This is a genomic window from Marmoricola sp. URHA0025 HA25 (assembly GCF_054059435.1).
On sequence record NZ_JBSSCD010000001.1, the window covers coordinates 1,222,498 to 1,246,926 of the forward strand.

The window sequence follows — 24,429 nt, forward strand, 5'->3', positions numbered from 1 at the left end:
TCGCCCGAATCCCTCGACACACCAGCTAGGAACATCATGGACTTCAAGGTCGCTGACCTGACCCTTGCCGACTTCGGCCGCAAGGAGCTCACCCTCGCCGAGCACGAGATGCCCGGCCTGGTCTCGCTGCGCACGACGTACGGCGACGCCCAGCCGCTCAAGGGCGCCCGCATCGCCGGCTCCCTGCACATGACCATCCAGACCGGCGTGCTCATCGAGACCCTCGTCGCCCTCGGCGCCGAGGTCCGCTGGGCCACCTGCAACATCTTCTCCACCCAGGACCACGCGGCGGCTGCGGTCGTCGTCGGGCCGCCCAGCAGTGGCGGCACCGTCGACAACCCGAAGGGCACGCCGGTCTTCGCGTGGAAGGGCGAGAGCCTGGCGGAGTACTGGGACGAGGCCGAGAAGGTCTTCGACTTCACCGACGAGGCCGGCAACGTGATCGGCCCGAACATGCTGCTCGACGACGGCGGCGACATCACCCTGCTCGTGCACAAGGGCGTCGAGTTCGAGAAGGCCGGCGCGGTGCCCGGCCAGGACTCGACCGACAACGAGGAGTACAAGGAGGTGCTGCGCGTCCTGGCCCGTTCGCTGGAGAACAACCCGACGCGCTGGACCACCATCGCCAACGGCATCAAGGGCGTCTCGGAGGAGACCACCACCGGCGTGCTGCGCCTCTACGACCGCTTCAAGGAGGGCTCGCTGCTCTTCCCGGCGATCAACGTCAACGACTCGGTCACCAAGTCGAAGTTCGACAACAAGTACGGCTGCCGGCACTCCCTGATCGACGGCATCAACCGCGGCACCGACGTGATGATCGGCGGCAAGGTCGCCGTCGTCTGTGGCTACGGCGACGTCGGCAAGGGCTCCGCCGAGTCGCTGCGCGGCCAGGGTGCGCGCGTCATCGTCACCGAGATCGACCCGATCTGCGCGCTGCAGGCCGCGATGGACGGCTACGAGGTCAAGCGCCTCGAGAGCGTCGTCGAGTACGCCGACATCTTCATCACCACGACCGGCAACTTCGACATCATCAGGGTCGAGCACTTCGAGAAGATGAAGCACCAGGCGATCGTGGGCAACATCGGCCACTTCGACAACGAGATCAACATGGCCGGCCTGGCCAGGATCCCGGGCATCGTCAAGGACGAGATCAAGCCCCAGGTCCACCAGTGGATCTTCCCTGACGGCAAGCTGATCATCGTCCTGTCCGAGGGCCGGCTGCTGAACCTCGGCAACGCGACCGGGCACCCCTCGTTCGTGATGTCGAACTCGTTCACCAACCAGGTGCTGGCGCAGATCGAGCTCTTCACCAAGGTCGAGGACTACCCGGTCGGCGTCTACGTGCTGCCCAAGCACCTCGACGAGGAGGTCGCCCGGCTGCACCTGGACGCCCTCGGCGTCGAGCTGACCACCCTGACCCAGGAGCAGGCCGACTACCTGGGCGTGCCCGTCGAGGGCCCGTTCAAGTCCGACCACTACCGGTACTGAGCACCTCTTGACACAACCGGACCAGGTCGGGCGGGCGCGCATCCTCGTCGTCGACGACGATGCGGCTCTTGCGGAGATGCTGACGCTCGTCCTGCAGAACGAGGGCTTCCAGAGCCGCATCGTTCCGCGCGGGGACGAGGCGCTCTCGGCGTTCCGCGACTACAAGCCCGACCTGGTCCTGCTCGACCTGATGCTGCCCGGCACGGACGGCATCGAGGTGTGCCGGCAGATCCGCGCCGAGTCCGGCGTACCGATCGTCATGCTGACCGCCAAGAGCGACACCATCGACGTGGTCGTCGGTCTCGAGTCCGGGGCCGACGACTACATCGCCAAGCCGTTCAAGCCCAAGGAGCTGGTCGCGCGGATCCGCGCGCGGATGCGGCACTTCGAGCCGCCGACGCCGGAGATGATCACCGTCGCGGACCTGCGCATCGACGTCGCGGGCCACAGCGTCACGCGCGGGGGCAAGCCGATCCAGCTCACCCCGCTCGAGTTCGACCTGCTGGTGTGCCTTGCCCGGCGCCCGTGGCAGGTGTTCACTCGCGAGATGCTGCTCGAACAGGTCTGGGGCTACCGCCACGCGGCGGACACCCGCCTGGTCAACGTGCACGTCCAGCGGCTGCGCGCGAAGGTCGAGCACGATCCCGAGCACCCGGCGATCGTGGTGACCGTGCGTGGAGTGGGCTACAAGGCCGGCGTGTCCGAGCCGGCGGACGGCGGCCCCGGTGGCGAGCCCGCCCAGGCCTGACCCCTCCGCGGCCGGCCCGTCGGAGCCCGGCGCGACCTCAGGCTGGCAGCGTGTGCCCCGGGCGCTGGCCGGCGGCCTCACCTTCTGGCGCAGGTCCATCCGCACCCGCGTGGTGGCCACCATCGTGGTGCTCGGAGCCGTCGTCGCCGGCTCGGTCGGCTGGCTGCTGATCCGGCAGATCTCCGACGGGCTGGTGCACACGCGCGTGGTCGCCTCGGTCGCCGAGGCCGAGAGCGAGACCACCTCGGCACGCGAGCGCCTCGAGTCCGCCGGCAGCTCCGACTTCGACCCGGCGACCCAGCTGACGCAGCTCGCGGCCACGCTGGTCTCGCGGGGCGACCTCCGCGGGTACTACGTCGTGGTGCTCGGTCCGACCGGGTCCGACGGAGGCGTCGGCTCGCCGACCGGCGTCCGCAAGACCCCGGGAATCTCCGCGGCGACCGTCCCGCGCCCGCTCCAGCGGGCGGTCGCGAAGTCGCCGGGGACGTCGTGGACCTACACGCGCCTGCAGCGCTCCTCCGGCGACGGTCCGCCGTCCGTCGTGGTCGGGTCGCGCGTCGTGCTGCCCTCCGACGGGGGCACCTACGGCGTGTACTACGTCTTCCCGATGGAGGACGAGCAGCGCACCATCAACCTGGTCCGTCGCTCCCTGGTCACCTCCGGGGTGCTCCTGGTGCTGCTGACCGCCGCGATCGTCTTCCTGGTGACCCGGCAGGTGATCACCCCGGTCCGGCTGGCGCGTCGGGTCGCGGAGAGGATCGCGTCCGGCCGGCTCGAGGAGCGGATGCACGTCCACGGGGAGGACGACGTCGCCCGGCTGGCGACCTCGTTCAACCAGATGACCGACGCGCTCCAGCAGCAGATCCGTCAGCTGGTCGAGCTCTCCCGCGTCCAGCGCCAGTTCGTCTCCGACGTCTCCCACGAGCTCCGCACACCGCTGACCACGGTCAGGATGGCCGGCGACGTGCTGCACGACTCCCGCGAGTCCTTCGACCCGGTCGCCGCCCGTGCGGCCGAGCTGCTGCAGAAGGAGCTGGACCGGTTCGAGAACCTCCTGGCAGACCTGCTCGAGATCAGCAGGTTCGATGCAGGCGCCGCGTCCCTGGAGCTGGCAGAGGTGAACCTCGTCGACGTCGCCCACCGGGTCGTGGACCAGTCGGCGGCGCTCGCCCAGCAGCGCGGCGTGTCCCTCGTCCTCGAGGCACCGACACCGTGCGTGGCCGAGGTCGACGAGCGGCGGATCGAGCGCGTGCTGCGCAACCTGGTCAGCAACGCGATCGACCACGCCAACGTCCGCGGTGACTCGCGGGTGGTGGTGCGGGTGGGTGCCGACCCGCACGCGGTCGCGGTGACCGTTCGCGACTACGGCGTCGGCCTGCGGCCCGGCCAGTCCGCGATGGTGTTCAACCGCTTCTGGCGCGCGGACCCGGCACGGGCCCGTTCGACCGGCGGCACCGGCCTCGGCCTGGCGATCGCCCTCGAGGACGCCCAGCTGCACGGCGGCTGGCTGCAGGTCTGGGGCTCTCCGGACGCGGGAGCCCAGTTCCGCCTCACGGTGCCCCGCCGGGCGGGCGACCCCTTGGCGCACAGCCCGCTGCCGCTGGTCCCCGAGGACGCGGCGCCGCAGATGGAGGGCGCGCGATGAGCCCACGACCGCTCCGGCTCGCGTGCGCGAGCCTGCTCGTCGCCCTGGTCTGCGGGTGCTCCACGCTGCCGGACTCGGGGGTCGTGCACACCCGCCGCGCGAAGGACACCAGCCAGCTGCCCTACTTCACGCCGTCCGGGCCCACCAAGGACGACAGCCCGGCGGGCATCGTCCGTGGCTTCCTGCTCGCCATGCAGGCCAACCCGCCGAGCACTGCGGTGGCCCGCAGCTTCCTGTCGAGCCGGGCCAAGGACACGTGGACCCCCACCAAGGGCACGATCGTGTACGACGCGCCGACGCTGACGAGCGCGGTCGACGTGGTGACCGCGCAGCTGCGCGGTGCCTTCCGGCTCTCGCCGTCCGGTGCGTGGCTCGACGGCACCGACGGCACCACGAGGACGCTGCCGCTGACCCTGGTCCAGGAGGGGGGTCAGTGGCGGATCGACAACCCGCCGAACGCGCTGGCGGTGCCGACGTCTTACTTCGACAGCCTGTTCGTCGGCTACAACCTCTACTACTTCGACAGGACCGGGACCGTACTGGTGCCGACGCGGGTCTATCTGCCCAGGGGCGAGCAGACCGCCACCAACCTGGTCCGCGGGCTGCTCGCCGGCCCGCCCCGGGCGCAGCGAGACGTCGCGGTCTCCGCCCTGCCGCCCAAGCTCGACCTCGACGGGCTGGCGGTGGTCGTCAACGACGTCGGCATCGCGGACGTCCCGCTCGGCCGGGCCGTGCTCTCCCTCCCGCCCGCCGAGCTCAACCGGATGGTCGTGCAGCTGGCGTGGACGCTGCGCCAGGTGCCCGGCATCACCCGGCTGCGGCTGTCCGTCGACGGGTCTCCGGTGCCGCTGTCCGGGGGCCGCACCGACGTCAGCGTCAGCATCGGGCCGGAGTACGACCCGGTCACCTCTCCGCAACGGGAGCTGCTCGCGATCAGCGGTGGCCGGGTCCTCCGGGACGACGGGGAGACAGCCGTGCCCGTTGCCGGGCCGTTCGGCCAGCCGGGCTTCGCGCTGCGCTCGCTGGCCTGGAGCACCCGGGAGCACGCCATCGCCGCCGTCAGTGCCAGTGGCCGGCGTGTGTTCGTCGCGCCCGACGAGGGCGGCCACTCGGCGGCCCGGGTGCGTGCCGTGCTCGACGGCGGTCGTGACGTGCTCCGGCCCGCGTACGACCGGTTCGGGGGGCTCTGGTTCGTCGACGACTCCGCCGAGGGTGCCGTCGTGCACCTGTTTGCCCGCAACCGTGACCGGATCGTGCACGTGGGCGGTGTGAGCGGCCGTCCGGTCAGCGCGTTCACCGTGACCCGCGACGGCAGCGCCCTGGTCGCCGTCCTCGCCAACGGCGCCAACCCCACCGTCGAGGTGAGCAGCCTGGTCCGAGGCGCCTCCGGCAGGCTGCGCGAGGCGCTCGGCGCACGCACCCTCCAGGTCAGCGGCGCCGACCTGGGACCGGCGCGCGACGTGGCCCAGATCGACGCGACGACCGTGGCCGTGCTCACCCGGCCGGCGGGTGCGGCCGACCAGGTCGTGTACGTCGAGCTCGACGGCTCGCCGGCTCCGGAGGGGGTGCCCGGCAGCGGTCCGCCGAAGGCGGTCCCCGGTGCGCTCGCCGGGCTCGTCGCCCGGCCCGATCCTGCGCTGGCACTGCGCGTGGTCACCGCCGACCGACGGGTGTTCGCGCTCGCCGAGGGCAGCCAGTGGCTGCGGGACCCGCTGACCAACGTGGTGGCGGCGAGCTACGCGGAGTAGGTGCGTGTCCACAGGGCCCGCGGTCTGCCGCGCGGCGCGACGCTCCCCGGCGCGACGATGGGCCGGTGTGGCTCGACGACTGGCTCGACCTGGCCCTCGGCGGCGCCTGCGTGTGCTGTGCCCTTCCCGGCCGCCTGCTCTGCCCGGGGTGCCGCGAGGCGCTCCCGCTGCAGGCCCGGCCGGTCCGGCCGCATCCGTGCCCTGACGGCCTGGCCCCCGCCTTCGCCGCGGCGGAGTACGCCGATCCGGTGCGCCGGATGATCCTGCTGCACAAGGAGCGCCGTGCGTTCGCGCTGGCCCGGCCGCTCGGCGAGGCGCTGGTCCTTCCGGTGCGGGCCGGCATGGCGTCCCGCGGGCGCACGGTGCTGGTGCCGGTCCCGTCACGGCCGGCCGTCGTACGCGCCCGGGGGCATGACCCGATGCTCCGGATCACCCGGGCGGCCGCACGGACCTTGCGCGCCGCCGGCGCCGACGTCGTGGTCTGCTCCGTGCTCCGGCAGCGGGACGTCGTGGCCGACCAGGCCGGCCTGACGGCCGTGGAGAGGGCTGCGAACCTCGCCGACCGGATGGCGGTCAGGCCCGGTCAGGTGCGCGCGCTGGCCCGGTCGGGCACTCCCGTCACCACCGTGGTCTGCGACGACGTGCTGACGAGGGGCTCGACCGCCCGGGAGGCGCAGCGGGCGCTCGAGGACATCGGGCTGCCGGTCGCCGCGATCTGCTGCGTGGCGGCCACCCGCCGACGCCATCTCCTACCGAAATGAGGGGGGTGCCGCTAACGTCTGTGTATGGAGTCCGCCTGGGTCCGTGGTTGCGTCGAGCAGGTCCCGGGCCGGACATGTCCCAGTGTTGGACACCGGCGCGGAACCGCCCGGCAAGCCGATGCCAGTCGCAGGCGAAACGGTCCACGTAAGGCGTCGCAGGCCCTCGGCCTGCAGCGCCGATCACGGTGCGGCTTAGTCGTAAGTCCTGCCCGTCGCTCCCTGCCAGATGCGGGGTCCCGACGGAGAAGGCCAGTAGTGGCAGACAAGCTGCGAACGTCTCAGCAGGCGGGTGTGGGGTCGAAGACCAGGTCGGCCGGGCGGACTCCATCCTTCATCCCGGTTCAACCCTAGGGCGGTCGCCGCCCGGACAGTGGGAGGTCTGCATGGACGTTGTGGTCAGCAGTCGGCAGTGCGAGGTCTCGGAACGGTTCCGTGAGCACGTGGAGGACAAGCTCTCCCGCCTCGAGAAGCACGATCACCGGATCATCCGCGTGGAGGTCCTGCTCGAGCGCGAACGCAACGCCCGCCAACCCGACCGCCAGGTGCGCGTCGAGCTCACCGCGAAGTCGAAGGGACCGGTCCTGCGCGCCGAGGCTGCTGCCGAGGACAAGATGGCGGCCCTCGACCTCGCGCTGGACAAGATGTCCGCGCAGATGCGCCGCGCCGCCGACCGCCGCAAGGTCCATCGCGGCCAGCACGCTCCCGAGTCGGTCGCGAAGGCGATGGCCCGGACCAACGGGAACGGCTCCAGCGGCACCCAGGCGGCCGACGACGGCGAGATCGCCGAGCACCAGGTCGGTCCGGTCGCCATCGACGGCGAGGGGCCTCTCGTCGTACGCGAGAAGACCCACCCTGCCTCCCCGATCACCCTCGAGCAGGCGCTCTACGAGATGGAGCTCGTGGGTCACGACTTCTACCTCTTCCTCGACAAGGAGTCCGAGCGGCCTTCGGTGGTCTACCGGCGCCGGGGCTACGACTACGGCGTGATCTCGCTCGACCTCGACGGCTCCTGACATGGCGGCCCGCCGTCGCGGGTAACGACGGGCATGGCCGAGGGCACCCATGACCGGATTCCCGGGTACCTCGGTGCGCTGACCGTCTTCGGCACCAGCGTCCTGGCGGCCGTGCTCGCCGGTCGGGCCGCCGACAAGGAGCTGCCCGAGCGGTTCACCACCCGTGACCTGGTGATCGGCGCGGTCGCGACCCACAAGTTCACCCGGATCCTGGCGAAGGACGCCATCACCACGCCCATCCGGGCGCCGTTCACCGAGTTCGAGAAGCCGCTCGGCTCGGGGGAGGTCCAGGACCGTGTCCGGTCCGACCACCCGCTGCACTCGGTCGGGGAGCTGCTCACCTGTCCCTTCTGCCTGGCTCCCTGGACCGCGACCGCGTACGTCGCCGGGCTCTCCCTGGCACCCCGCGCGGCCCGCGCCTGGGCGGCGGTCTTCGCCGTGGTCGGCGGATCCGACGCGCTCCAGCACCTCTACGCCCGCCTGCGGACCGACTGAGCGGGCCACTCCGTGGCCAGCCTTGGCGAAGCGCATTACGAGAACGACGTTTCTGTCATGATTCACGGGTGCCAGAGATGAAGCCCGCTGCCGCGGAAGCCGTCCGGGTCGTCGTGGTGGACGACCAGGAGCTCTTCCGGCGGGGCCTCACCATGCTCCTGGGGGTCGAGCCCGACATCGAGGTCGTCGGCGAGGCGGGCGACGGCAACAGCGCGATCGAGCTGGTCCTGGAGACCGTTCCCGACGTGGTGCTGCTCGACGTGCGGATGCCCAAGCGCAGCGGCCTCGAGGCCTGCATGCGGATCAAGGAGCAGGTCCCGTCGGCCCGGATCATCATGCTCACGGTCAGCGACGAGGAGGGCGACCTCTACGAAGCGGTCAAGAACGGCGCCTCGGGCTACCTGCTCAAGGACTCCTCGATCGACGAGGTCGCCCAGGCGGTCCGGGTCGTCGCCGAGGGGCAGTCGCTGATCAGCCCGTCGATGGCGGCCAAGCTGATCGACGAGTTCAAGCAGATCTCGCGGTCCGACCGCGAGACCGGCGCCCCGCGGCTCACCGACCGCGAGCTCGAGGTCCTCCGGCTCGTGGCCAAGGGCCTGAACAACCGCGAGGTCGCCAAGCAGCTGTTCATCAGCGAGAACACCGTGAAGAACCACGTGCGCAACATCCTCGACAAGCTGCAGCTGCACTCCCGCATGGAGGCGGTCATGTACGCCGTACGAGAGAAGCTCCTCGACATCCCCTGAGCGAAGCGAAGGGGATGGAGCCGAGCGGGCTGAAACGCACCGGAGGAGCGAAGCGGGGGAGGGCGGCTTCTGCCGCTCGGCGAACCGGGCACAGTGCGCACCCGGTCACGGAAATGTGTCCGCACGCCTGACTAACCTCCTACCCATGCAGTCGCTGAGCCGTCCCCAGGCGCGCCGGATCGCGATCGCCGCGCAGGGCTTCCTCGACCCGCGGCACGCGACCCCCGACCTGCGCACGCTCGGCCGCACCGTGCGCCGGACCGGGGTGCTGCAGATCGACTCGGTCAACGTGCTCCAGCGCGCCCACTACATGCCGCTGTTCAGCCGGATGGGGCCCTACGACACCGCTCTCCTCGACCGGGCCTCGGGCCGGGCGCCCCGCAGGCTGGTGGAGTACTGGGCCCACGTGGCGGCGTTCATGCCCGTCGACCTGTGGCCGCACATGCAGCACCGGATGCGGCACTACCGCGACGACGGGCACCCGTGGATGGAGGGCCGCAACCGGGCTCTCGGTGACTCCCTGCTGGCCGAGCTCCGGGAGCGCGGCCGCAGGACCGCGCGCGACCTCGACGACGGGCTGCCCCGCGCCAAGCAGAACTGGGGCTGGAACTGGTCGGAGGCCAAGAAGGAGCTGGAGTGCCTCTTCCTCGGCGGGGAGGTGGCCGTGGCCGGGCGCAACGCGCAGTTCGAGCGCGTCTACGACCTCCCCGAGCGCGTCATCCCGCGCGCGGTTCTCGCGCTTCCTGTGCCGAGCGACGAGGACGCCCACCGCGAGCTGGTCCGGCGGGCCGCGATCTCCCACGGCGTGGCGACCGCGCGGGATCTGCGCGACTACTACCGGATGCCCGTCGCGCACGTCCGCCCGGCGATCGCCTCGCTCGTGGAGGACGGCGAGCTCGTGCCGGTCAGTGTCGAGGGACAGTCCGGCTACTTCCTGCACCGGGACGCGCGCATCCCCCGGCGGGTCGGGGCCCGCGCCCTGCTGAGCCCGTTCGACCCGCTCATCTGGGAGCGCGCCCGCACCGAGTCGCTCTTCGACTTCTTCTACCGCATCGAGATCTACGTGCCCGAGCACAAACGGGTGCACGGCTACTACGTGCTGCCCTTCCTGCTCGGCGACCGCATCGTCGCTCGCGTGGACCTGAAGGCCGACCGGCCCGGCGGCGTGCTGCGAGTCAATGCTGCGTTCGCCGAGCCAGGTGCGCCCGCAGAGACCGCCGAGGAGCTGGCGGCGGAGCTGCGGTCGCTGGCCCGCTGGCTCGGCCTCGAGGAGGTCGCGGTGGCAAAACGCGGAGATCTCTGCGGCCCGCTGGGTTCCGCCCTAGGATCCGGTGCACCCTGACTCGAGGAGGGCCTCATGATCCGCGTCGAAGGCGGGTTCTTCCTGCTTCTCCTGGCGCTGGACGTCTTCTGCGTGATCGACCTGATCCAGACGCCCGAGCACCAGGTCCGCAACCTGCCCAAGATCGCCTGGCTGCTGCTGATCCTGCTGTTCCCGCCGATCGGCTCGATCGCGTGGCTCGCGGCCGGGCGCCCGCAGTCGGGTCCGCGGCCGGCCTCGGCCCACGAGCGCTCGGTGCCGCAGTTCCCCGAGTACGACCGGCCCGGTCGGGCGGCAGCGGCCAACCCTGAGTCCGACGAGGAGTTCCTCCGCCGGGTCCGCGAGCGCGCCGAGGAGCAGCGCCGCAAGGCCGCCGAGGAGAAGAAGCGGCGCGAGGAGGACGGCACTCCCTAGGCCTGCGGCACCCCGTTGCCCGCGCCGACGGCTGCCAGCACGTGGTCCGCCGCGGTCACGGTGCCGTTCGCGGTCCGGATGGCCGCACCGAGCCGAGCCGCCGCCGCGCGGTGCGGACCGTCGGCCAGGAACCTGGTGATCACGGGCCTGAGCTCCTCTGGCTTCGCCTTCTTGGCCACGACGACGCCCGCACCCGCTCGCTCGATCGTCCTGCCGACCAGGGGCTGGTCCAGCATCGGGTGCATCGGCATCACCACCAGAGGCAGGTCGTGGGCGAGCGCCCGCATGGTGGTGGCGTGCCCGCCGTGCCCGACGACCAGCGAGACCTGTGGCATCAGCTCGTCGTGCGGGACGAAGCGGTGCACCTCGTGGTTGGCGGCGGTCCGCAACGACCCGGGGTCGACGACCGGGCCGGTGGTGACGATGACCCGCGCGTCCAGATCGGCGGTTGCGTCCAGCAGGTTCTGCATCGCCTCGGCCATGCCCGGGAAGTTGAAGGTGCTCAGGCTGATCAGCATCGCCGCCGGATGGGCGGTCAGGTCGTGGGGCGCAGGCAGGTCGAGCACCGGGCCCGTCCAGATCAGGTTGTCCGGCTGCTTGCGCCGGTCGGCGCCGGGGTCGAGATCGGCCAGGCTGACCACCAGCGCGCGCCGGGCGCGGCCCCACGACCGCACCGGACGCCGCCCCTTGATCCGCGACGCCATGCCCATCGGGCCCTTGAGCCACGAGCCACGCAGATAGCCGTCGTAGAGGTGCTCCACCGTGACGTAGGGGAGTCCGGCGGCGTCACAGGACCGCACGGCGCCGGTCAGCATGCAGTCGACCACCACGACGTCGGTCCGCTGACGGGCCGCCTCGGCGACCACGTCGGCGCCGATCTTCAGGTCCGAGAACAGGCCCATCATCCGCGGCGCCGTGTTGTGGTCCGCGCCCACGAACGGCTCCGCGGTGGGGTAGACAGCGAACGGGAGGCCGGCCGCCGCCACCTCCGCGCGCTGGGTCTCGTGCCCGATGACGCGGACGCCGTGCCCGCGGCCGGTGAGCTCGCGGCCGATCAGCAGGGCGGGCGGAACGTTGCCGCCGCCGTCCCAGGTGGCGATCAGGATCTCGGTCATCTCAGTGGCCCTTCGACAAGGTGGTGGCCGCGAGGACGGCGGACACCAGGGTGTTGATGCGCTGCTCGGTCTGGGTGCGCGACAGGCCGCGGTCGCGGCGCATCAGCTTCCAGGTGTAGACGTCGGTCGCGACGACCAGCAGGTCGACGGCTTCGTCGTGGTCGGTGGTGCCGGACGCGAGGAGTGGACCGAACACCTCGCTCACCCAGTTCCGGTGCATCTGCTTGCCCGCATCGCTCATCTGTCGGACGTGGGCGTAGGCGTTCTCCTGGGCGAGCATGAGCAGGGCGAAGTCGCCGTGCTTCTCGTAGTGGTCGACCAGCACCCGGATCGCGGTCGGCACGTCGCCGGCCGGTGTGCGGCGCTCCTCGGCGATGTCGGAGTTGATCAGGTCCAGGCTCGCCTGGAACAGCTCGGCCTTGCTGCCGAACCGGCGCAGCACGGTCTGGACTGTGACGCCCGCGCGCGCGGCGATGTCCTCCAGCGAGATCTCGGCGGTGAGCCGTTCGGTCTGGAGCTCGAAGGCGGCCCGAATGATCCGCACGCGGGTCTCCTCCGCGGACTTCGCGCGGGCCGTCATGGTGTACGTGCGCTTCGTTTTCATGTCAATGGAAGTTCACATGAAATAACCATTCATGTCAATGGTCAGTGACACGAAATCTGGGGTGCCTCGGCGAATACCGCCGACGGGCCGCGCCCGTGTGCGGCTGCTGGGTAGAGTTGGCAGCCGCATCACCGACGCGTCGCCATTCTTCTTTGGGAGCCCCACACCGTGCCAGCCATCGTTGACAAGATCCTCCGCATCGGCGAGGGGAAGATCCTCCGCCAGCTGGACACCATCGCCAAGGCGGTCAACTCGATCGAGGACGACTTCGTCGCGATGAGCGACGCCGAGCTGCAGGGCATGACCGACGAGTTCCGCAAGCGCCTGTCCGAGGGGGAGACCCTCGACGACATCATGCCCGAGGCGTTCGCGACCGTCCGTGAGGCGGCGAAGCGGGTGCTGGGCCAGCGGCACTTCGACGTGCAGATCATGGGTGGCGCGGCGCTCCACCTCGGCAACATCGCCGAGATGAAGACCGGTGAGGGCAAGACGCTGGTCTCCACCCTGCCGTCGTACCTGAACGCGCTCGAGGGTCACGGCGTCCACGTCGTCACCGTCAACGACTACCTGGCCAAGTACCACGCGGAGTGGATGGGTCGTGTCCACCACTTCCTCGGCCTCACGGTGGGGGTCATCCTCCCGGACATGACGCCGGCCGATCGCCGGGTCGCCTACGCGTGCGACATCACCTACGGCACCAACAACGAGCTCGGCTTCGACTACCTGCGCGACAACATGGCCAACTCCATCGAGGAGTGCGTGCAGCGTGGCCACCACTTCGCGATCGTCGACGAGGTCGACTCGATCCTGATCGACGAGGCGCGGACGCCGCTGATCATCTCGGGCCCGACCCAGGACGAGGTGAAGTGGTACGCCGAGTTCGCCAAGGTGGCCGCGACGCTGAGGCGCGACACCGACTACGAGGTCGACGAGAAGAAGCGCACGATCTCCATCCTCGAGCCCGGGATCACCAAGGTCGAGGACCACCTCGGGATCGAGAACCTCTACGAGTCGGCCAACACCCCGCTGATCTCGTTCCTGAACAACTCGATCAAGGCCAAGGAGCTGTTCCACAACGACAAGGAGTACGTCGTCCTCGAGGGCGAGGTGCTCATCGTCGACGAGCACACCGGCCGGATCCTGTCGGGTCGTCGCTACAACGACGGCCTGCACCAGGCGATCGAGGCCAAGGAGGGCGTGACCGTCCGCGAGGAGTACCAGACCCTCGCGACGATCACCCTGCAGAACTACTTCCGGCTCTACTCCAAGCTCTCCGGCATGACCGGCACGGCGATGACGGAGGCCTCGGAGTTCGACAAGATCTACAAGCTCGGCGTCGTCCCGATCCCGACGAACAAGCCGATGCAGCGTGCCGACCAGCCCGACCTCGTCTACCGGACCGAGGAGGCCAAGTTCAACGCAGTGGTCGAGGACCTCGTCGAGCGGCACGCCGCCGGGCAGCCGGTGCTGGTGGGCACCACGTCGGTGGAGAAGTCCGAGCGGCTCTCCGCGATGCTCAAGAAGCGCAACGTCCCGCACTCGGTGCTGAACGCCAAGCAGCACGCCGAGGAGGCGAAGGTCGTCGCGCTGGCCGGCCACAAGGGCCAGGTCACGGTGGCGACCAACATGGCCGGCCGAGGCACCGACATCATGCTCGGTGGCTCGGTGGAGTTCCTCGCCGACCAGGAGCTGCGCAAGCAGGGCCTCGACCCGGTCGAGAACGCCGAGGACTACGACGCCGCGTGGCCCGCGATGGTCGAGAAGATCACCGCCCAGGTCGCGGCCGAGCACGAGGAGGTCAAGGCGCTCGGCGGCCTCTACGTCCTCGGCACCGAGCGGCACGAGTCGCGGCGCATCGACAACCAGCTGCGTGGTCGCTCCGGCCGTCAGGGTGACCCGGGCGAGTCCCGGTTCTACCTCTCGCTGGAGGACGACCTGCTGCGGCTGTTCAACGCCGCGTTCGTCGAGCGGGTGCTGATCGCGCTCCGCGTGCCCGACGACGTACCGATCGAGAACAAGTCGGTGACCCGCTCGATCCAGTCGGCGCAGGCCCAGGTCGAGAGCCAGAACTTCGAGTCCCGCAAGAACGTCCTCAAGTACGACGACGTGATGAGCCGGCAGCGCGAGGTCATCTACGCCGAGCGGCGCGAGGTGCTCGAGGGCGCCGACCTGCACGAGCAGATCCGCGCGATGATCGACGAGGCGGTCGCGACGTACGTCGTCGCGGCGACCGAGGGCTTCCCCGAGGAGTGGGACCTCGAGGCGCTGTGGACCGCGCTCGGCACGCTCTACCCGATCTCCCTGCGCTACCAGGACCTCGAGGCGCAGGCCGGCGGCCGCGACGGTCTCGACCGCGAGGAGCTCCTCACCGTGCTGCAGGCCGACGCGCAGCAGGCCTACGACACCCGCGAGGCGGAGGTGGGCGACGAGGTCATGCGCGAGCTCGAGCGTCGCGTGATGCTCTCGGTGCTCGACCGCAAGTGGCGCGAGCACCTCTACGAGATGGACTACCTCCGCGAGGGCATCGGCCTGCGTGCCTACTCCCAGCGCGACCCGCTCGTGGAGTACCAGCGCGAGGGCTTCGACATGTTCAACGCCATGAAGGAAGGGATCCGCGAGGAGACCGTCGGCTTCCTGTTCAATCTCGAGGTGCAGCTCGAGGACGACGAGCAGGAGGCAGGCGAGATCGTCGTCCCGCCCGGCATGGAGATCGAGCCCGGCCACGAGGGCCACGACCACCCGCCGAAGTTCCGGCCGATCGGCACCGGTGCGGCCGAGGCGGACGCCGAGGCGGCCCGCGCCTTCCACATCAGGGCCAAGGGCCTGGACGCGCCCAGGACGCCGCAGAACCTCACCTACGCCGGTCCGACCGAGCAGGGCGAGGTGGAGATGCGCGGTCAGACCATCAGCAACGCCGACGACCCGTACGCGACCGTCGGGCGCAACGAGAAGTGCCCGTGCGGCTCCGGCAAGAAGTACAAGATGTGCCACGGCCGGGCCGGCGGGCCCACCGGCCAGACGACCCGCGCCGGCGGCTGATCACCCGAAGTCGAGCACCGAGCAGCGCCAGCGGCCCTCGATCCGCTCGATGCGGGCGGCGATGGCGCGCGAGCGCTGTCCGTGGCGCACGTGGATGCTCAGCTCGGCGACGTCGTCGTGCGGGCGGAACAGGTGCACGCTGCGGACGGTGGCCCGGACTCGGCGCAGTCGCTGGTCGCCGGGGGTCGTCCGGTGCAGCGCATGGCTGCGGTGCATGAGGTCGGCGTAGACGTGCTCGGTCGTCCACCGCATCAGCTGGTGGACGCCGCGGTCGCCGCCGATCACCTCGACGACCGCCTGGGCGAACCGGGCGGAGAAGGCGTCGAGCTCGCGCTCCTCGCCGGTGACCACCCGCAGCGTGGGCCGCGCCGGTAGGCCCGGCGCGTCGTCGAGGTCGAGCGCGAGTGCTCCCTGCGCCTGGGCGACCGGCACCGCCGGTCCGCGAACCGTCGGCGCGGTGATCGTGTGCAGCCGGGTGATGCCGTTCATGGTGCCTCCTCGGTGGTGTGGTGGTCCCGGACCAGCAGGCGCTGGCCGGGCATGAGCAGGTCCGGGTCGGGGCCGATGGCCGGTCGGTTGTCGGCGTACAGGTCGGCGACCTCGGCGGTCACGGCCGGGTCGGACGCCCCGGCCGGGAGGAGGGCCCGGGCGATCCGCCAGAGTGAGTCGCCGGGCTCGACCTGCACGACCAGGACGGCCGCGCGACCGGGTGTGCCTGCGGTGCGGTCGGGGAGTGGCAGTCCGTCGAGCGCCGCGGCGAGGCCTGCGCTGCGGGCCGGACCCGACCCGGCGTCGCTGGCCTCCGCCGGTGCGACGCCGGCGGACAGGGCGACGAAGGCGCCGAGGAGCCACAGCCGGAGTCGCGGTGGGCAGCCCGTGCGCTCGGCGAGCCGGAGGCGGCCCTCGGTGCGCGCCTCGAGGGCGACCGCTGCGACGACGACCAGCGCCCAGCAGGCGGCGAGCACGAGGGCGCCGACGGCACCGCGGGTGAGCAGCGCGTCGAAGCCGGTCCCGAGAGAGTCCACGGCGAACAACCTTTGCGTTTGCTTGTGTTTGCTTGTTCTAGACCCAGGAGAAGGCCGACGTCAACTGGTTGCGCACAGGTTTGGCCGCGGCCGGCAGCGGGCATCGATCCCCATGCCGTCGGACTGGGACGCCGTGCTCGACCTGCTCGACGACCTCGAGCTGCAGGCCGAGGGGCTGCACCTCGCCGAGCGCGCTGCCGAGGTCGACGCGCTGAGCGTCGCCGAGTACGCCGAGGTCCCACTTGCGGCGCGCCTGCACGCGTCGACCGGTCTCGAGATCCACGCACGTCTCGCCGATGACCGGGAGGTGCGCGGTCGGCTGGCGCGCGTCGGCTCGGACTGGTTCCTGGTCGAGCAGGCGCGCACCGCGTGGTTCGTCCACCTGTCGGCGGTGGTCGTCCTCACCGGCCTCGACCCGCGCTCGGTACCCGAGTCGGCGAGACCGCTCTCGGCGCGACTGTCCCTGCGCTCGGTCCTGCGCCGGCTGGCCGAGGAGCGACAGGCGTGCGCCGTGCAGCTGCGCGGCGGCAGGGCCGTGCACGGCGCGCTCCAGCGGGTCGGGGCCGACTTCGTCGAGCTGCGTGCGGACGACGCCCCGGAGGCGGTGGTGGTGCCGCTCAGCGCGGTCGCGGTCGTGCGCTGCTCAGGCCGGCCCTGACCTCAGCCCTCGACGAACGGGTGGTCCTTCACGAACGCCCTGGTGTCGTCGTACGCGCGGGCGATGTAGGCCTCGAGCTCGCTGGTCTCGATCCGCCACTGGCCGCGGCCGCCGATCTTGATCGCGGGGAGGTCGCCCCGGCGCACCAGCGCGTACACCTGGGCGCTGGTGGTGCTGAGGATCTCCGCCACGTCGGCGAGCGTCAGGAACCGCGGGGTCGCCATGGCCCACACTCTGCCAGCCGCACAGGGAGGATGCGAACGGTTGACTCCGGTGGCCTGTGGATCGCACCATCGGCACCATCGCTCGTGCTGCATCGTCTCGGGAAGGCGCGCGCCCATGACCACTCTCCGAACTCCGCCCGGCCCCATCGTGCCGGCGACGGGTCCCCACGCTCCGCCGGCACGTCGTGTCCAGCCGCCCGGATGGCGCGATCCGCGGCTGGTCGCCGGTGTGGTCATCGTGGCGGCCTGCGTGCTGCTCGGCGCGCGGGTCCTGGCGAGCGCCGACGACACGATCGCGGTCTGGAGCCTGCGCCACGACGTGCCCGCCGGCTCGACCGTCGACCGTGGTGACCTGGCCGTCACGCGCGTGCACTTCTCGGGCGGTGGTGCAGAGCAGTACCTCCTCGCATCCACGGCGCAGGGAGCACTCGGCACGGCGACCCACGACCTCGCCGCGGGTGAGCTGCTGGCTCGCTCCGCGGTCAGCAGCGACGACCGCGCGGACCTGGTCGAGGTGCCGCTCAGCGTCGCGCCCGACGACCTCCCGGCGAGCGTGCGGGAAGGTGCGCTCGTCGACGTCTGGGTCACGCCCAAGGTGGCCGACCCCGGCGCCGACCGCGTGCGCGCAAGGCTGGCCCTCGACGACGTGGTCGTGGTGGCGGTGCCCGCTGCACGCGACTCGCTCGCGCCCCGCACCACCCAGCAGGTGATCGTCGGCGCAGACCGAGCGACCGCCGCCGACCTCGCCGACGCCCTCGGGGAGCTGGCAGACGGTCGCGTCGTGCTCACCCGCCAGGCCGGGTCGTGAGCGAGCAGCGGGTCTGCGCGCTGCTCCTGGCCGGCGGCGCCGGCTGGGAGGCCGGGGTGCTGCAGGCACTCGGCGAGGCCGGCATCGTCGTGACCAAGCGGTGCGTGGACGTGCCGGACCTGATGGTCGCGGCCTCGTCCGGCGGAGCTGCCGTCGCCGTCGTGGCGGCAGAGGTGCCCCAGCTCGACGCCGAGGCGGTCATGCACCTCCTCCGGTACGACGTACGCACGCTCGGGGTGACCACCGAACCGGCGCTGGCCGGCCGCCTGGCCCGCCTCGGCGTCGTCGAGACGTGCCGGCCGGATGCACCGCAGGTCGTCGAGGCTGTCCGGCGGGTGTCCGTGCGGGAGGTCGTCGCGGATCCCGAGACCGCCGAGCTCGCGCCGTCCGGCGAGACGGCGGCCGGGCGGGGTCGGGTGCTCGCGGTCTGGGGTCCGGCCGGAGCGCCCGGCCGCACCACCGTCGCGGTCGGTCTCGCCGACGGTCTCGCGTCCGCGGGTCACCGGATCGTCCTCGTCGACGCCGACCCCTACGGCGGCACGGTCGCCCAGCACCTGGGGGTGCTCGACGAGATGTCCGGCCTGCTCGCGGTCGCCCGGATGGCGAACCTCGGCACGCTCGACCGCGCCGCGCTGGTCCGGTGCTGTCGCGGCGTGGGCGCGCGCCTCGACGTCCTGACCGGGCTGCCGCGCGCCGACCGCCGGGTCGAGGTCCGCCCCGGGGTGCTCGGCACGGTGCTCGACGTCGCCGCCGGTCTCGGCGACGTGGTGGTCGACTGCGGCTTCTGCCTCGAGGACGCCGAGGTGCCGCTCAGCCGCGACCGGATGACGATCGAGGTGCTCGAGACGGCGGACGAGGTCGTCGTCGTCGGGTCGGCAGAGCCGAGTGGACTGGCGCGGCTCGCCCGCGGACTCGTGGAGCTGCGCGACGTCGCGGGCGGCACACCGGTCCGGGTGGTGGTGAACCGGATGCGCCCGACGCTCGGCTGGAGCGAGCGGGACATCGTCGGGATGGTCGAGGGCTACGTGCGGCCCGTCGGCATGCACTTCCTCCCCGAGGACCGGGTCACCGCCGACCGGGCGCTGGTTGCCGGCCGTGCCCTGGGCGAGGTCGGGGAGTCCCGGTTGCGGACGGCGTTGTCGGAGGTCGTCGCGGCGCTGGGCGGATCAGCTGCGACAGCGCACGCGCACGTCAGGGCCGGCTCTAGGCGCCGAAGAGGAGGTAGAGCCCGGACGCCGTGAAGAAGACCATCACGACCAGCAGGCCGAGCTGGCCGACGACCTGGTGTCGCTTCGGGAGCACCTCGAGGGCGCGGTCGTGCGCCGCGACCACGCCGACGATGTGGCCGGCCACGACGGCGAGCACCTTGACCGAGGCCAGGAACGTCGGGTGGTACGAGAGCCAGTAGTTCACGGTCCAGTCGGCGGTCCCCAGGAGGTTCTGCCCCTTGACCAGGGGGTCGCTGAGCTGGATGAGCGTGGTCTGTCCCTGCTCGACGAAGAAGCTCAGGTAGTGCGCGGTCATGTAGCCGACGATGATCGGCACCACCGAGTGGGCCAGCAGGTTCGGGAGTGCCCGGTGCTCGGGACCGGTCTCGGGGTCGACGGTCGTGGTCCTGGTCGCGATCGTGAACGAGAGTCCGACGACGAGGCAGAATGCGAGCAGCGCGAGCGTGTTCAGCAGCTCGACGTCCGGGCCGAGGTCGGTCACGAAGTTCACCCACCGCGGGGTGTCCTTGTAGGAGTCGAACGCGGTCGAGCCGAACAGCACCGCCACCATGGCGACCAGGCCGGGGCGCACGGGGGTCGTAGCGAGGTTGGCCAGCGGGCTGCGCCACACCAGCGCGCCGTCGTCCCGCCGGGCCCAGGGCGACAGCTTCGCGAGCAGGTCGGAGTAGGCCTCGAAGGGATCGGCACGGGACAGCCACGTGTCGCCGAACACGGCCGAGCCGATCAGCATGACCGCGACGTACGCCGCGAGCCACAACCGCACCGGCCCGATGTACGCCGAGTGCGGGTTGACCAGCTCGAGCCAGACGAAGGCGAACAGCCCGGCGGCCGCCGGCCAGCAACCCAGCCACTCGGGGTACTCCGCGAGCCCGCTCGACGGCTGCCCACCGGTGGCCCGCGCGAAGAGGGCGTTGACCGTCCGGATCGGGCTCATCGCCCGGAAGATCCGGCCGAAGAGCAGGGAGGCCGGCACGATCCCGACCCAGAGCAGCACGTAGAAGCTGCCGAACACGGGGTTGGTGACCCGGTCGGGGCCGGCGACGAGCGCCCACACGAACCACCCGGCCAGGACCAGGCCGAGCAGTCGCAGCACCCACGCCCAGCCCTCGCTGTCGACGACCCGGGCCAGACCCGCCGGGAGCGGGCGGCCGGTGTGCTCGGCGCGGCTGAACCGGGGACTGCGCCAGGCGAGGACGAGCACGCAGAACGAGACGATCAGTGCGGCGGTGCCGCCCGCGATCGCGAGCGGAGCAGGGACGGGCAGGTCCTTCGCGCCGCCGAGCCCGTGCAGCGGCGCGAGCGGGCCGATGAACAGCCCGGGCCGCACCTACTTGACCTCGAGCTGCACGACCAGCTTGCCCAGGTTCTCGATCTCCGCCTCGATCAGTCCGGGCTTGTCGATGCTGATCTGCACCTGGGACTGGCCGGCGGGGAAGTCGATCGCCTTGGCCGGAGAGCTGTGCACGTGCAGCTCGCCGGGCTCTGTGGCGTCGATCTCGAAGACGATCGGCTGGTTGCGCTTCACCGAGACCTGGGCGCCGGAGGGCGAGACACTGTCCTTGCCCACGGTCACCTTGATGACCTTGGCGCCGGACGGCGGTGTGCCGGTGACCTGGGCCGTCGGCGTCGCGGTCAGCTCGACGTCGGCGCCCTTGGCCGGCGAGTCCCCGGAGCCGCCGCCACAGCCGGTGAGCGTGAGCACGAGGGCGCCCGCGACGAGCAGCAGTCGACGGGGTCGGGAACTCATGCATCCTCCAGCGCTCAAGACGTGCGGCCGTCGCCGCGGGTGCTCTGCCACAATCCCATGCGGGACGAGGCGCCCCGCAGCCGGGCCCCGTAGGGTCGGCGAGACGAACTGCGAGCACGAGAGGTCCGGGACGATGACTGAGCGGTTGCGGCCCAGCGACCTGGCCCTCCTCGCCCAGGAGACCTCCCGCACCCCCAAGCACAACGCGACCCTGGAGATCTTCGACCCGGGCGACTCGGGCTTCGACTACGACGCCCTGATCGCCCACATCGAGGACCGGATCGCGTTCGTTCCGCGCTACCGCCAGCACCTGCGCAGCGTCCCCGGCCGGCTCGGCAACCCGGTGTGGGTCGACGACACGAGCTTCGACCTCAGCTACCACGTACGCCGCTCCGCCCTGCCGCGTCCGGGCAGTCCCGACCAGCTTCGCGAGCTGGCCGCCAGGATCATGTCGCGGCCGCTCGACCCGGAGCGGCCGCTGTGGGAGGTGTACTTCGTCGAGGGCGTGGAGGGCGGCCGGTTCGCGCTGCTGGCCAAGTCGCACCAGGTGCTCGTCGACGGGATCTCCACCGTCGATCTGGGCCAGGTGCTGCTCGACGTCGACCCCGGCCCGCGCCAGGTGGTCCCCGACGACTGGCGCCCGGCCGTCGAGCCGTCGCCGACCGCGCTCGTGGTCGAGGCGCTCGTCGAGGGTGCCCGCAGCCCGCGGACGCTCCTGAGCACCGGTGTGGGCACCGCGGAAGCGGCGCTGCGCGCCGTCGGCGGCCTCACCGGCCGGGTCGGGACCTTCGCGGGAGCCCTGTCGAACCGCCGGGCGGCCCCGGACAGCCCGTTCAACGTCGAGCCCACCGAGCAGCGCCGCGTCGTGCTCGTGCGCACGGCGCTCAAGGACTACCGACGCGTGCGCCGCGTCCACGGCGGCACCGTCAACGACGTCATCCTCACCACGCTGACCGGTGCGATCCGGGCCTGGCTGATGACCCGTGGCGAACCGGTCGGCACCGGCCGCAAGATCAAGGCGCTGGTGCCGATGAGCGTCATGGACGAGGAGCTCGAGCCGACCTCGCTGGGGTCGCAGGTCGTCGGCCACCGGCTGAGCCTGCCGGTGGGGGAGTCGTCGCCGGTCGTGCGGCTCCACCAGGTGTCCTACGCGCTCAAGGCGCACAGCGAGACCGGTCGCGCGGTGGCGGCGAACCGGATCGCCGGCGTGGCCGGCTTCGCTCCCACGACCTTCCACGCGCTCGGCTCCCGCGTCGCGGCGCTGGAGTCGCAGGGCGTCAACCTGGTGATCACGAACGTCCCGGGTCCGCAGTTCCCGATGTTCCTCGCCGGGGCCGAGATGGTCGAGACCTACCCGATCCCGCCGCTCCAGCCGGGCTTCGGCGCAGCGATCGGCGTCACGTCGTACGACGGCGGGGTGTACTACGGCATCACCGCCGACCGGGACGCGCTGCCCGACATCGACGTCTTCGGCCAGTGCGTGCGCGATGCGCTCGACGAGCTCGTCGACAGCGCCAGCGACAGCCGGCCGCGCGCGCCGCGGGGTCGCAAGAAGTGAGGATCTACCTGCCCACGACGCTGCCGGGCCTGGCCGCGTTCGTGGCGAGCGGTCAGGTGCCGGCCGGCGGCGACCGGTACCTCGCGGCCGAAGAGAGCGAGGAGGCCGAGTACGACGCCCTGGCCGAGGCCGCGGACGCCGCCGCCGAGCTGCTCGACGGACCCGGTCGCCGGGTGGTGCTCGTCGCCGACGTCCCGGATGCGGACGCCGGCTTCCCGATGGCCCTGGTGGCCGCGGTCCACGCCGACACGGCGGACGTCGATCCCGTCGGCGCGGACCTCCCCGACCTCGGCTGGTACGCCGTCCAGGAGATCGGCGACCTGCTCGCCTGAGTGTGCCCGGCTTGCCGCGAGGTTCGCGCACCCCTGAACTTGGTCGCACGGGAAGCCGGGTGACAACATCGCAGGCATGGACGCGATCACCCAGCCCCCGGCTCCCACGAACGAGCCGAACCTGAACTACGCGCCCGGCAGCCCCGAACGGGATGCCGTGGAGGCTGAGCTCAAGCGACTGCAGACCCGCACCGTCAACCTGACCGCCACGATCGGCGGGCGCCGACGCATGGGCGGCGGTGCGGAGTTCCAGGTCGTGCAGCCGCACGACCACGCATCCGTGCTCGGCGTCGCCCGGCACGCGACCGCCGCGGACGCCGAGGCGGCGGTGCGGGCCGCCGCGAAGGCGGCGCCCGGGTGGCGCGCGCTGCCCTTCGACGAGCGGGCGGCGATCCTGCTCAAGGCGGCCGACCTGCTCGCGGGTCCGTGGCGTGCGCGGCTCTGCGCCGCGACCATGCTCGGCCAGTCCAAGACCGTCTGGCAGGCCGAGATCGACGCCGCCTGCGAGCTGATCGACTTCTGGCGGTTCAACGTGCACTACGCGCGACAGCTCCTCGCCGAGCAGCCGATCGCGAACAGCCCCGGCGTGTGGAACCGCACCGACCACCGACCGCTCGAGGGCTTCGTCTACGCGATCACGCCCTTCAACTTCACCGCGATCGCGGGCAACCTGCCGACCGCCCCGGCGCTCATGGGCAACACGGTCATCTGGAAGCCGTCGCCGACCCAGCAGTTCGCCGCGCACCTCACGATGCAGCTGCTCGAGGAGGCCGGGATGCCGCCGGGCGTGATCAACATGCTGCCCGGCGACGGCATCGAGGTGTCGAAGGTGCTGCTCAACCACCCGGACCTCGCCGGGATCCACTTCACCGGCTCGACCCCGACCTTCCAGCACCTGTGGCGTGAGGTCGGCGCCAACCTCACGTCGTACCGGTCCTACCCGCGCATCGTGGGGGAGACCGGCGGCAAGGACTTCATCGTGGCGCACCCGTCGGCCGACGTGGACGTGCTGCGGGTGGCGATGATCCGCGGCGCCTTCGAGTACCAGGGACAGAAGTGCTCGGCCGCCTCGCGTGCCTACGTGCCGAAGTCGCTCTGGGCCAAGCTGCGCGACCGGCTGGTCGCCGACACCGAGGGACTCTCGATGGGCAACGTCACCGACCTGTCGAACTTCATGGGGGCCGTGATCGACGACCGTGCGTTCGCCAAGCACAAGGCGGCGATCGCGCGCGCGAAGCGCTCGCCCAGGCTCAGCATCGTCGCGGGCGGCCAGGTCGACGACTCGGTCGGCTGGTTCGTCCGGCCGACGATCGTGCAGTCGACCGATCCCACGGACGCGATGTTCTCCGACGAGTACTTCGGGCCGATCCTCGCGGTCCACGTGTACGACGACGACCGGTACGAGAGGGTGGTCGACCAGATGGAGTCCTTCGCGCCGTACGCGCTGACGGGCGCGGTCATCGCCCAGGACCGCCGCGCCATCGACTGGGCGTCGGAGCGGCTGCGGTTCGCGGCCGGCAACTTCTACGTCAACGACAAGCCGACCGGCGCGGTCGTCGGCCAGCAGCCCTTCGGCGGTGCGCGTGCGTCCGGCACCAACGACAAGGCCGGCGCGGCGGCGAACCTGATGCGCTGGACCTCGCCACGGTCGATCAAGGAGACGTTCGTGCCTCCGAAGGACCACCGCTACCCGCACATGGGTCTGGACTGA

Annotated in this window: 24 protein-coding genes; 17 read left to right on the plus strand and 7 right to left on the minus strand. The window is 71.5% G+C overall.

Annotation, left to right across the window (positions count from 1 at the left end):
* Window positions 1-36: 36 nt before the first annotated feature.
* The 10 genes from ahcY (at window position 37) to ACVW00_RS05970 (ending at window position 10,379) form a co-directional block, all read left to right on the plus strand.
* A complete protein-coding gene (ahcY, locus tag ACVW00_RS05925) occupies window positions 37-1,488 on the plus strand; it encodes an adenosylhomocysteinase (RefSeq protein WP_457109978.1) in 1,452 nt (483 codons plus the stop codon).
* A gap of 7 nt (window positions 1,489-1,495) precedes the next feature.
* On the plus strand, window positions 1,496-2,236 hold the full coding sequence (gene mtrA / locus ACVW00_RS05930) for an MtrAB system response regulator MtrA (RefSeq protein WP_457109979.1): 741 nt from the start codon (window positions 1,496-1,498) through the stop codon (window positions 2,234-2,236).
* A 52-nt stretch (window positions 2,237-2,288) separates the two neighbouring features.
* Complete coding sequence (gene mtrB / locus ACVW00_RS05935; protein ID WP_457109980.1) at window positions 2,289-3,881, plus strand: MtrAB system histidine kinase MtrB; 1,593 nt, start codon at window positions 2,289-2,291, stop codon at window positions 3,879-3,881.
* Window positions 3,878-5,629, plus strand: a complete 1,752-nt coding sequence (locus ACVW00_RS05940; protein WP_457109981.1) for an LpqB family beta-propeller domain-containing protein — start codon at window positions 3,878-3,880, stop codon at window positions 5,627-5,629. Before mtrB ends, ACVW00_RS05940 begins: the two co-directional genes overlap by 4 nt.
* Window positions 5,630-5,694: 65 nt before the next feature.
* Window positions 5,695-6,390, plus strand: coding sequence for a ComF family protein (locus tag ACVW00_RS05945; RefSeq protein WP_457109982.1), 696 nt, complete (start codon window positions 5,695-5,697; stop codon window positions 6,388-6,390).
* Between the two features lie 383 nt (window positions 6,391-6,773).
* Window positions 6,774-7,403, plus strand: coding sequence for a ribosome hibernation-promoting factor, HPF/YfiA family (hpf, locus tag ACVW00_RS05950; RefSeq protein WP_457109983.1), 630 nt, complete (start codon window positions 6,774-6,776; stop codon window positions 7,401-7,403).
* Between the two features lie 33 nt (window positions 7,404-7,436).
* A complete protein-coding gene (locus ACVW00_RS05955) occupies window positions 7,437-7,898 on the plus strand; it encodes a DUF1360 domain-containing protein (RefSeq protein ID WP_457109984.1) in 462 nt (153 codons plus the stop codon).
* Between the two features lie 77 nt (window positions 7,899-7,975).
* Window positions 7,976-8,644 carry a response regulator gene (locus ACVW00_RS05960; protein WP_457113077.1) on the plus strand — a complete coding sequence of 223 codons (669 nt, stop codon included), beginning with the start codon at window positions 7,976-7,978 and terminating at the stop codon, window positions 8,642-8,644.
* A gap of 145 nt (window positions 8,645-8,789) precedes the next feature.
* The gene (locus ACVW00_RS05965; RefSeq protein ID WP_457109985.1) at window positions 8,790-9,986 is read left to right on the plus strand and encodes a winged helix-turn-helix domain-containing protein; all 1,197 of its coding nucleotides are present in this window, start codon (window positions 8,790-8,792) and stop codon (window positions 9,984-9,986) included.
* A 15-nt stretch (window positions 9,987-10,001) separates the two neighbouring features.
* A complete protein-coding gene (locus ACVW00_RS05970; protein ID WP_457109986.1) occupies window positions 10,002-10,379 on the plus strand; it encodes a PLD nuclease N-terminal domain-containing protein in 378 nt (125 codons plus the stop codon).
* Here the strand turns inward: ACVW00_RS05970 and ACVW00_RS05975 are convergent.
* Together ACVW00_RS05975 and ACVW00_RS05980 are read right to left on the minus strand one after the other, a co-directional pair.
* Window positions 10,376-11,494, minus strand: a complete 1,119-nt coding sequence (locus ACVW00_RS05975) for a glycosyltransferase (RefSeq protein WP_457109987.1) — start codon at window positions 11,492-11,494, stop codon at window positions 10,376-10,378. The two genes, ACVW00_RS05970 and ACVW00_RS05975, sit on opposite strands and share 4 nt — an antisense overlap.
* A 1-nt stretch (window position 11,495) precedes the next feature.
* Entirely contained in the window at window positions 11,496-12,098 is a 603-nt protein-coding gene (locus ACVW00_RS05980) for a TetR/AcrR family transcriptional regulator (protein ID WP_457109988.1), read from the minus strand.
* A 168-nt stretch (window positions 12,099-12,266) separates the two neighbouring features.
* On the opposite strand from ACVW00_RS05980, the gene secA reads away from it, so the two are divergent.
* Entirely contained in the window at window positions 12,267-15,137 is a 2,871-nt protein-coding gene (gene secA, locus ACVW00_RS05985) for a preprotein translocase subunit SecA (protein ID WP_457109989.1), read from the plus strand.
* Here the strand turns inward: secA and ACVW00_RS05990 are convergent, their stop codons facing one another.
* Window positions 15,138-15,626 carry an Rv3235 family protein gene (locus ACVW00_RS05990; protein WP_457109990.1) on the minus strand — a complete coding sequence of 163 codons (489 nt, stop codon included), beginning with the start codon at window positions 15,624-15,626 and terminating at the stop codon, window positions 15,138-15,140. It abuts the gene before it with no gap.
* Window positions 15,623-16,162 (minus strand): LysM peptidoglycan-binding domain-containing protein, encoded by a 540-nt coding sequence (locus ACVW00_RS05995; RefSeq protein ID WP_457109991.1) that lies wholly within the window; start codon window positions 16,160-16,162, stop codon window positions 15,623-15,625. Before ACVW00_RS05995 ends, ACVW00_RS05990 begins: the two co-directional genes overlap by 4 nt.
* Window positions 16,163-16,274: 112 nt before the next feature.
* Here ACVW00_RS05995 and ACVW00_RS06000 point away from each other — a divergent pair, with 112 nt between their 5' ends.
* Entirely contained in the window at window positions 16,275-16,820 is a 546-nt protein-coding gene (locus ACVW00_RS06000; protein WP_457109992.1) for a hypothetical protein, read from the plus strand.
* A 2-nt stretch (window positions 16,821-16,822) separates the two neighbouring features.
* Here ACVW00_RS06000 and ACVW00_RS06005 read toward each other — a convergent pair whose 3' ends face one another.
* The gene (locus ACVW00_RS06005) at window positions 16,823-17,044 is read right to left on the minus strand and encodes a helix-turn-helix domain-containing protein (protein WP_457109993.1); all 222 of its coding nucleotides are present in this window, start codon (window positions 17,042-17,044) and stop codon (window positions 16,823-16,825) included.
* Between the two features lie 115 nt (window positions 17,045-17,159).
* On the opposite strand from ACVW00_RS06005, the gene ACVW00_RS06010 reads away from it, so the two are divergent.
* Both ACVW00_RS06010 and ACVW00_RS06015 read left to right on the plus strand, forming a co-directional pair.
* On the plus strand, window positions 17,160-17,852 hold the full coding sequence (locus ACVW00_RS06010) for a hypothetical protein (protein ID WP_457109994.1): 693 nt from the start codon (window positions 17,160-17,162) through the stop codon (window positions 17,850-17,852).
* Window positions 17,849-19,093, plus strand: coding sequence for an AAA family ATPase (locus ACVW00_RS06015; RefSeq protein ID WP_457109995.1), 1,245 nt, complete (start codon window positions 17,849-17,851; stop codon window positions 19,091-19,093). Before ACVW00_RS06010 ends, ACVW00_RS06015 begins: the two co-directional genes overlap by 4 nt.
* Here ACVW00_RS06015 and ACVW00_RS06020 read toward each other — a convergent pair.
* Both ACVW00_RS06020 and ACVW00_RS06025 read right to left on the minus strand, forming a co-directional pair.
* The gene (locus ACVW00_RS06020; protein ID WP_457109996.1) at window positions 19,056-20,408 is read right to left on the minus strand and encodes a hypothetical protein; all 1,353 of its coding nucleotides are present in this window, start codon (window positions 20,406-20,408) and stop codon (window positions 19,056-19,058) included. The genes ACVW00_RS06015 and ACVW00_RS06020 overlap by 38 nt on opposite strands.
* A complete protein-coding gene (locus ACVW00_RS06025; RefSeq protein WP_457109997.1) occupies window positions 20,409-20,828 on the minus strand; it encodes a hypothetical protein in 420 nt (139 codons plus the stop codon). It lies immediately after the preceding gene.
* Between the two features lie 133 nt (window positions 20,829-20,961).
* Here ACVW00_RS06025 and ACVW00_RS06030 point away from each other — a divergent pair, with 133 nt between their 5' ends.
* The 3 genes from ACVW00_RS06030 to pruA all read left to right on the plus strand — a co-directional run bounded on the left by ACVW00_RS06030 (window position 20,962) and on the right by pruA (window position 24,429).
* Window positions 20,962-22,386 carry a WS/DGAT/MGAT family O-acyltransferase gene (locus ACVW00_RS06030; protein ID WP_457109998.1) on the plus strand — a complete coding sequence of 475 codons (1,425 nt, stop codon included), beginning with the start codon at window positions 20,962-20,964 and terminating at the stop codon, window positions 22,384-22,386.
* Window positions 22,383-22,718, plus strand: a complete 336-nt coding sequence (locus ACVW00_RS06035; RefSeq protein WP_457109999.1) for a DUF6912 family protein — start codon at window positions 22,383-22,385, stop codon at window positions 22,716-22,718. The genes ACVW00_RS06030 and ACVW00_RS06035 overlap by 4 nt, the downstream gene beginning before the upstream one ends.
* 76 nt (window positions 22,719-22,794) lie before the next feature.
* Window positions 22,795-24,429 carry an L-glutamate gamma-semialdehyde dehydrogenase gene (gene pruA / locus ACVW00_RS06040; protein ID WP_457110000.1) on the plus strand — a complete coding sequence of 545 codons (1,635 nt, stop codon included), beginning with the start codon at window positions 22,795-22,797 and terminating at the stop codon, window positions 24,427-24,429.

What these genes read in the sequence shown, in the direction of transcription:
- ACVW00_RS05965 (WP_457109985.1), top strand. Translation starts at nt 8,790, where the DNA reads ATGCAGTCGCTGAGCCGTCCCCAGGCGCGCCGGATCGCGATCGCCGCG.
- ACVW00_RS05955 (WP_457109984.1), top strand. Translation starts at nt 7,437, where the DNA reads ATGGCCGAGGGCACCCATGACCGGATTCCCGGGTACCTCGGTGCGCTG.
- ACVW00_RS05975 (WP_457109987.1), bottom strand. Translation starts at nt 11,494, where the DNA reads ATGACCGAGATCCTGATCGCCACCTGGGACGGCGGCGGCAACGTTCCG.
- pruA (WP_457110000.1), top strand. Translation starts at nt 22,795, where the DNA reads ATGGACGCGATCACCCAGCCCCCGGCTCCCACGAACGAGCCGAACCTG.
- ACVW00_RS06010 (WP_457109994.1), top strand. Translation starts at nt 17,160, where the DNA reads ATGACCACTCTCCGAACTCCGCCCGGCCCCATCGTGCCGGCGACGGGT.
- ahcY (WP_457109978.1), top strand. Translation starts at nt 37, where the DNA reads ATGGACTTCAAGGTCGCTGACCTGACCCTTGCCGACTTCGGCCGCAAG.
- hpf (WP_457109983.1), top strand. Translation starts at nt 6,774, where the DNA reads ATGGACGTTGTGGTCAGCAGTCGGCAGTGCGAGGTCTCGGAACGGTTC.
- ACVW00_RS05980 (WP_457109988.1), bottom strand. Translation starts at nt 12,098, where the DNA reads ATGAAAACGAAGCGCACGTACACCATGACGGCCCGCGCGAAGTCCGCG.
- ACVW00_RS05960 (WP_457113077.1), top strand. Translation starts at nt 7,976, where the DNA reads ATGAAGCCCGCTGCCGCGGAAGCCGTCCGGGTCGTCGTGGTGGACGAC.
- ACVW00_RS05940 (WP_457109981.1), top strand. Translation starts at nt 3,878, where the DNA reads ATGAGCCCACGACCGCTCCGGCTCGCGTGCGCGAGCCTGCTCGTCGCC.
- ACVW00_RS06005 (WP_457109993.1), bottom strand. Translation starts at nt 17,044, where the DNA reads ATGGCGACCCCGCGGTTCCTGACGCTCGCCGACGTGGCGGAGATCCTC.
- ACVW00_RS06030 (WP_457109998.1), top strand. Translation starts at nt 20,962, where the DNA reads ATGACTGAGCGGTTGCGGCCCAGCGACCTGGCCCTCCTCGCCCAGGAG.
- ACVW00_RS06025 (WP_457109997.1), bottom strand. Translation starts at nt 20,828, where the DNA reads ATGAGTTCCCGACCCCGTCGACTGCTGCTCGTCGCGGGCGCCCTCGTG.
- ACVW00_RS06000 (WP_457109992.1), top strand. Translation starts at nt 16,275, where the DNA reads ATGCCGTCGGACTGGGACGCCGTGCTCGACCTGCTCGACGACCTCGAG.
- ACVW00_RS05970 (WP_457109986.1), top strand. Translation starts at nt 10,002, where the DNA reads ATGATCCGCGTCGAAGGCGGGTTCTTCCTGCTTCTCCTGGCGCTGGAC.
- ACVW00_RS05990 (WP_457109990.1), bottom strand. Translation starts at nt 15,626, where the DNA reads ATGAACGGCATCACCCGGCTGCACACGATCACCGCGCCGACGGTTCGC.